Annotated in this window: 6 protein-coding genes; all 6 read left to right on the forward strand. The window is 45.6% G+C overall.

What is annotated here, in order from left to right:
• Positions 1-268 (forward strand): hypothetical protein (locus VZT47_RS08605; RefSeq protein WP_330224559.1); only part of this gene is annotated, 268 nt, incomplete at its 5' end.
• A 136-nt stretch (positions 269-404) separates the two neighbouring features.
• Positions 405-845 (forward strand): hypothetical protein, encoded by a 441-nt coding sequence (locus VZT47_RS08610; RefSeq protein ID WP_297021506.1) that lies wholly within the window; start codon positions 405-407, stop codon positions 843-845.
• Between the two features lie 260 nt (positions 846-1105).
• Positions 1106-3196, forward strand: a complete 2091-nt coding sequence (locus VZT47_RS08615; RefSeq protein WP_330224560.1) for a polyribonucleotide nucleotidyltransferase — start codon at positions 1106-1108, stop codon at positions 3194-3196.
• A complete protein-coding gene (locus tag VZT47_RS08620) occupies positions 3193-3639 on the forward strand; it encodes a dUTP diphosphatase (RefSeq protein ID WP_330224561.1) in 447 nt (148 codons plus the stop codon). Before VZT47_RS08615 ends, VZT47_RS08620 begins: the two co-directional genes overlap by 4 nt.
• Positions 3640-3703: 64 nt before the next feature.
• The gene (locus VZT47_RS08625) at positions 3704-4237 is read left to right on the forward strand and encodes an NUDIX hydrolase (protein ID WP_330224562.1); all 534 of its coding nucleotides are present in this window, start codon (positions 3704-3706) and stop codon (positions 4235-4237) included.
• Between the two features lie 509 nt (positions 4238-4746).
• The coding region (locus tag VZT47_RS08630; RefSeq protein ID WP_330224563.1) for a cobaltochelatase subunit CobN at positions 4747-7507 on the forward strand (2761 nt) is incomplete at its 3' end.

Here is a 7507-nt window from a genome sequence, read left to right on the forward strand (position 1 = left end):
AAGAGGTCTTTTAGGTGTGCCGTCAGCAGCGACCAAAGGAAAAGCTGACTCTACTACTAGAGCGGCCATGGCACCGGGGAAAATCGTTATTACCGATACAAAGAACCAGAAACGGGATGTCACCGGACTGGATAGAAATACTAGGGACAGCCTGAACAAGCTGAAAATCATCTTTGACAAGACAAAGGCAGAAGAGCGGAAACAGCTGGTAGAAGAAATGAGCCTGGTCAAAGTTTTGCATCTGGATATAGCCTTGGACCGATTTTAGCGACTGTTTCTGTGGGTACCTTATTTGGTGACAGGGAATTAGGTATTGGGACGGGAACAGGATTATCGGCTAGTGGAACATTCAATCAGGTCACGTTTATTTGTAATACTAAGGGTATTTAGTCGAGGCAAACACCATGAAAAAAGAGAGTCTGATTTCCATAGTATTTTGCATTACATTCATTGTACTTGTTGTAATTATCTATATGGGGAAGACATATTTAAGGGGAACGGTTGTCCAAGGTAATGTTACTGAAATGGTAACTATATTTGAATCACTTCCCTCACTTGGAGACGATGAAGAGAGATCATATGTTATAAATGAACGCTTTGTAAGTAAGTTTTTAAGAGGAAAATTGATTTACAAGAAAACATCAGCAAGTGAGGGAACTATTCGAATAAGAAAATATGCAAAAATAAATGGATGGACGGAACTGAAACGTAATAGCAATCAAAATGAATGCAGGATGGAGTTTAAAAAAGGCGATTGGGATTTGTTTGTTTACCATATCAAAGAAACTAATGTCTGGAATATAGGAATTATCAAATATGATTGGATATGGAATTTGGGGTTCTGAGAAAGCAGCCGGTACCAGGCATATCCATCAGGAAATATTTTTCCCCAATATATACCCCTTTCAGACTCACGAAAAAGGGATTTTATATCAAAGTCAAGCAGGAGAAGGATCGGCGGCTGTTCTCCTGCTTTTTTCGTGTTTACCAGGGATGATGGACTTTTTCATCTGATGACGAAACATTCCTATTCACTTTGCCATAACTATCCTGTATAATAAGAAAATACGTGAAAAAGGATTTATTGATTACAGGAGGAAAAGGAATGTTCAAGACATTTCAGATGGAACTGGCCGGTCGTCCGCTTATTATTGAGACTGGCAAGATGGCAAAGCAGGCCAATGGTGCCGTACTGGTGAGATACGGTGATACGGTGGTGCTGGTGGCTACCACCGCCAGCAAGGAACCGCGGGAGGGAACTGATTTCTTCCCCCTGACCGTGGATTATGAAGAAAAGATGTATGCCGTAGGCAAGATGCCCGGAGGATTCCTGCGTCGTGAAGGCCGTCCGGGAAATTCCGCCATTCTGAATGCCCGTCTGATTGACCGTCCTATCCGTCCGCTTTTTGATAAACGCTGCCGCAACGATGTGCATGTGGTGGCTACGGTGCTGTCTGTGGACTACGACAATGCGCCGGAGCTGTGCGGCATGCTGGGGGCTTCTGCTTCCATCGGTATTTCCGATATTCCCTGGGATGGCCCCATTGCCGGTGTCCGTATCGGCAGGGTAGATGGAAAGTATGTGGTAAACCCCACCCAGGAACAGCTGGCAGAGTCTTCCATGAATATTACCGTAGCCGGTTCTGAAGAAGCTATCATGATGGTAGAAGGCGGCGCTAATGAAGCTCCGGAAGAAGAAGTGCTGGATGCCATCATGTTCGGCCATGAAACCATTAAGGAACTGTGCCGTTTCCAGAAGAAGATCATTGAAGAAGTGGGCAAGCCGAAGCGCACCATGGTGTTCCCGGAAGTTCCAGAAGAAATCGACGAAGCTGTGGCTGCTTATGCCACTGAAGACCTGAAGAAGGCTATTTTCGACGCAGATAAGCTGAGAAGAGATGGAAATATTGATGCAGTGAAGAAGGCTGCCAAGGAACATTTTGCCGACATCTATCCGGAAAATGGCGCCGATGTGGCAGAAAGCCTTGATCATCTTACCAAGCAGATTGTCCGTGATTCCATTTCCAATGAAGGCATTCGTCCGGACGGCAGAAAGCTGACAGAAATCCGCCCCATTACCTGTGAGGTGGGACTGCTTCCCCGGGTTCACGGCAGCGCTCTTTTCACCCGTGGCCAGACCCAGGCTCTTTCCATTACCACCCTGGCTCCCATGTCTGAAACCCAGATTATCGATGACCTGACTCCGATTACGGAAAAACGGTACATCCATCAGTACAATTTCCCCTCCTACTGCGTAGGTGAAACAAAGGGTTCCCGCGGACCGGGACGCCGTGAAATCGGTCATGGTGCTCTGGCAGAAAGGGCTCTCCGTCCGGTGATTCCGTCGGTGGAAGAATTCCCCTATGCCATCCGCGTAGTTTCTGAAATTCTTGAATCCAATGGATCTTCTTCCCAGGCTTCTGTCTGCGGCAGCACGATGTCCCTTATGAATGCAGGTGTTCCGATTAAAGCTCCGGTAGCAGGTATCGCTATGGGGCTTATCGAAAATGGCGGAAAGTTCAGCATTCTTTCTGATATTCAGGGTATGGAAGATGCGCTGGGCGATATGGACTTCAAGGTAGCCGGGACTGCCAAAGGCGTTACGGCCATTCAGATGGATATCAAAGTTCATGGTCTTTCCCGCGACATCCTTCTGGCTGCACTGAAACAGGCTCATGAAGGAAGACTTCACATTCTTGGAAAGATTGCTGAATGCATTGAAAAGCCGGCAGAACATCTTTCTCCCTATGCGCCAAAGATTATCGCTATTACGATCCCGGTTGAAAAGATTCGTGAAGTTATTGGTGCCGGCGGAAAGACCATCAACAAGATCCAGGATGAAACCGGTGCCAAGCTGGATGTGGAAGAAGACGGTCATGTTTATATTTCCTGCACCGATGAAGCTGCAGCGCTCAAGGCAAAGAAGATTGTGGAAGGCCTTACCCATGACGTACAGGCTGGGGAAACTTATCTTGGTAAAGTTACCCGCCTTATGAAATTTGGCGCCTTTGTTGAAATTCTCCCTGGCAAGGAAGGCCTGGTTCATGTTTCCCAGCTCGCTCTCCAGCGCGTGGAAAAGCCGGAAGATATCGTCCATGAAGGTGATGAAATCATGGTCAAGGTCACTGAAATCGATGATAAAGGCCGCATCAACCTTTCTCGTAAAGCTCTTCTTCTGGAAAAGAAAAACAAATGAGAACAAGAGGATTTGAAGTTGTCAGTTCCTGGGAGGGGAAAGGTATCCACATTCCGGAGAGAAAGACTGCAGGCAGCGCAGGCTATGATTTAGAAATTGCCGCTGATGAAGATGTTCAGCCGGGCAGGGTTACTCTTCTTCCGACAGGTCTCAAAGCCTATATGGCAGAAGGCGAATATCTGGCCGTCTATATCCGTTCCAGCATGGCCATCAAACATGGGTTGATTCTGATTAACAGTACAGGCATTATTGATGCCGATTATTATAACAATCCTGACAATGAAGGACATATTATGGTAGCCGTCTATAATACGGGTTCATCAGTTTTTCACATTTCCAAAGGTGAAAGGGTGGCACAGGCAATCTTTACCTGTTATCTCAAAGCTGATGGAGATCGTGCTGAAGGTGTTCGCACCGGTGGTGTGGGAAGTACGGGCTGCTGAAGTTCTTATATAGTATAAAAACAGCGGAGGCAGGGTCTCCGCTGTTTTTAAAAGGGGAATACGTATGAGCATTGAAAAAGAAAAACTTCTTCGGAGAAATGAGATTTATGATGGCCAGATTATCCATGTTTTTAAGGATCAGGTAGAACTGGCCGGACGAGAGACGGTACGTGAGGTCGTTCTTCACTGCGGCGCTGCGGCCATCATTCCGGTCACAGATGAGGGAGAAGTTCTCTTTGTCAGACAGTATCGTTATCCCGTAGAGGAAGCACTGCTGGAAATACCGGCTGGGAAAATGGATCCCGGGGAAACGCCTGATGAATGTGCTCTGAGAGAGCTTGAGGAGGAAACGGGTTATACAGGCAGGCTTGAAAAGCTTGGGTATGTGTATACCACTCCGGGCTTCTGCAATGAAACGATTCATCTATATCTGGCCACAGAGCTTGTTCACAAAAAGCAGCACCTCGATGAGGGGGAATTTCTGGATGTAATCCGTATTCCTTTGAAAGAAGTATGGGATATGGTGAGAGAAGGAAAGATTTATGATGCCAAAACTCTCTCCGCCTTTGCTATAGCTCATGACAGGCTCGCTTTTTAAGAAAATACTCTCAGTATAATCAATCAAAAGCAGGAATCTTAAAGGACTAAGATTCCTGCTTTTTCAATTGGTCAATTCAGACTGAAGGGAAACTTCTTTCAAAAAGAGTTTATAGAATCCTGGCAGGAATGGTTTTATAGTTTACATATCATGAATTCTTACTGAATTTTATGGATGATGAACTGTTTAAACCGGTCTGTCTTTTAAAATTAAGGATAAGCCCTGCCGCGGCAGGGATGAGGTCTAAAAATACGAAATTAAATAAAAGAAAGGTATTACCTATAAATTTTCAAATTTTTATAAAATCTTTTTATTGGTATTCGTTTATAGTCAGCTTTAAAATTTCAATAAAAATAGTATAATATAGGAGATGTATTAATTAAAAATGTAAAATATTTCCAATTTATTATTCTGTTCGTTTAATCGTTCGTATTTAATTACCAATTAGATAACTCCAAAAGATACAGATTAAATGAAGAGGATTTGTTGTAGTAAGGAAAGAGGCATTTATGGATATTAAGATTGTATACATGACGAATCATGACAGACGTTATGCAGCTATCAGGAAGGCCTGTGACCTGCTTCAGGAGGATGGTCGCATCTCTGATCTCTGCATTCCTGTTTTCCTTGAAAAAACCAGCGACTGGAATTTTTCCTGGGAAAGGAAAATGAAGGGATCCTCTCTTGTCATGGTGCATTTGATGAAGAATGCCCTGAAGTCTTCTTTCTGGCAGGATTGCAAGAGATATCTGGATCAGCATGGTATTCCATACTTTGTTGATGCAGTGGACGAAGGAACTGCGGAACACAGTGAATCCATAACTGATGAGATGATGAAATGTTTCCGTGAGTACTGCCTCTATGGCGGTATGGAAAATTTCAAAAATCTCTGGCTTTATGCCAATTCTCTCTTTGACCCATCCATAGAAAAACCTGAAAAACCGGAGCCCTTTGCCTGGTCCGGCATTTATGACAGAAATGAGGAGAGTCTCTTCACTACAGATCGTGATGGATTCCTCGAGAAATACTGCAAAGAAAATAAACCGGTTATTGGCCTGCTGTTTTATCGTGAAGAATGGATCTGGGGCGACCTGGCTTACCAGAATGCTTTCATCGATGAAGCTGAAAAACAGGGATACCATGTCATTCCTGCCTTCGCCAATGCCAGCCCGGATACCTCTGCAGGGATGCCTACCCTGGTGGAGGTGCTGGACAATTATTTCATGAAAGATGGAAAACCTGTCATTGATGCTCTCGTAAGCACCATGAAGTTCTCGCTGACCGGTACAGGCAAAGCAAGTCTGGATAAGTTTAAAGAACTCGGCGTTCCTCTCCTTGATGCCTATACGCTCCTGGTTTCGGAAAAGGAATGGCGTGACAATAAAGAAGGTTTGAATTCCATTGAAACGTCCATTGCGGCTGCCATGCCGGAGCTGGATGGTTTCATTCACGGTGTGCCAATTGCCGGCAGAGTCCGAAAAGAAGACGGCACTGTGGAATTCGTACCGATTCCTGAACGAATCAGCCGCATGGTCAGCAAGGCAGGTAAATGGGCCTCTTTGCACAGATTGAAGAATAAAGATAAAAAGATTGCCATTATTTTCCATAACTATCCTGCAAAGAATTCCAATATCGGCAGCGCTTCCGGTCTTGATACTATGGAAAGTACAATTCGTCTCATGAACCGGATGAAGGAAGATGGCTATACGATTGATTTTATCCCCGAAAGTACGGATAAGTTTATAGAGCTCATGACTTCCCATGCTACAAATGATATTTCCATGATGACCGAAGAGCAGGCGGAAGAGTGCCAGAAGCTTTCGGCAAAAGAATATATTGATTTCTTCCATACTCTGGGGAGCGATGCGCAGAAACGGATGGAAGATGAATGGGGCAGGGCACCGGGTGAGGTTATGATTTCCGAGAAAGGAAATATTCTTGTTCCGGGGACCATGGATGGCAATCTTTTCCTGACGGTACAGCCGTCCCGTCAGTATGGCATGGATCCTTCCAAAGCTTATCATGATCCTTATATTGCGCCAACTCACCAGTATCTGGCTTTCTATTACTGGCTTCGTAACGTATGGAAGGCAGATGCCGTCATCCATATGGGGACCCATGGCAATCTGGAATGGCTGCCGGGCAAGAGCGTAGGCCTTGATGAGGAAAGTTATCCGGATATCGCGCTTGGAGACCTTCCCAATATTTACCCGTACCATATGACAATCACCGGTGAAGGCATGATTGCTAAAAGACGTGCCGCCGGATGCCTGATCGGCTATATGCCTGCACCGGTTTCCGATGCCGGAGCCTATGATGAAATCAGTGAACTGGAAAAAACCATGGATGAGTATGCTCATCTCAAGGAAACAGGAAATGATGTTTCTGATATGGAAAAGCCGCTGCTCGAACTGGTTCAGAAGGCAAAACTTGAAAATGATGTGCCCCGGGGCGAAGATGAATCCTTCGACGATTATGTATCCGACCTGCATAACTATATAGAAGAATTAAAAGACAGCGAAGTGCATGTGGGCCTGCATATTCTGGGGCAGCCGCTGGAAGGAGATCTCCTGATTGATGGCATCCTGCAGCTGCTTCGCCTTTCCAATGACAAGATTCCTTCCATTTATGATCTCTGGGCCGAGAAGTATGGCACTACGCTGGATACGATTCAGACCCATGCTTCAGAAATTGATGAAGCGCAGAACTGCACTTACAGTGAGCTCATGTCGTGTATCCGTAAAGAAACGAGGAAGGTCATTGAGACTTTGAATAAAGCAGGATTCAATGACTCTGCAGCTGCTGAAGCCATGAACCTTCCTGAAACTGAGGGTACCGAATCCTGGAGAGCAAAGCTGAAACAACTCCTTGATTTTGTAAGTACTGAAATTTATCCCCGTATTGCAAAGACTACTCAGGAACTTGATCATACACTGGATGCGCTGGACGGCCGCTTTGTGGAACCGGGGCCATCCGGTTCCCCCAATGCAGGTGGTGTCAATCTGCTGCCATCGGGACGAAATTTCTATGGTGTAGACCCGAGAAAGATGCCTTCTCCTGCCGGCTGGCAGCTGGGCGTCAAACTTGGGGACCGCATGATTGAAAAGTTCATTGCAGATCAGGGTAAATATCCGGAAAACATCGGTATGGTTCTATGGTCCGGGCCCAATATGCGCTCTTCCGGCCAGGATATCGCTGAATTCCTTTACATGCTGGGGGTGCGGCCGGTATGGCAGAAAGGCAGCCTCCGTATTAACGGTCTTGAAATTA

It is taken from the genome of Dialister sp., assembly GCF_036343215.1.
Lineage (GTDB): Bacteria > Bacillota > Negativicutes > Veillonellales > Dialisteraceae > Dialister.

Excerpts from the sequence above, each read along its gene's own strand:
- VZT47_RS08610 (WP_297021506.1), top strand. The coding sequence starts at position 405 with ATGAAAAAAGAGAGTCTGATTTCCATAGTATTTTGCATTACATTCATT.
- VZT47_RS08615 (WP_330224560.1), top strand. The coding sequence starts at position 1,106 with ATGTTCAAGACATTTCAGATGGAACTGGCCGGTCGTCCGCTTATTATT.
- VZT47_RS08620 (WP_330224561.1), top strand. The coding sequence starts at position 3,193 with ATGAGAACAAGAGGATTTGAAGTTGTCAGTTCCTGGGAGGGGAAAGGT.
- VZT47_RS08625 (WP_330224562.1), top strand. The coding sequence starts at position 3,704 with ATGAGCATTGAAAAAGAAAAACTTCTTCGGAGAAATGAGATTTATGAT.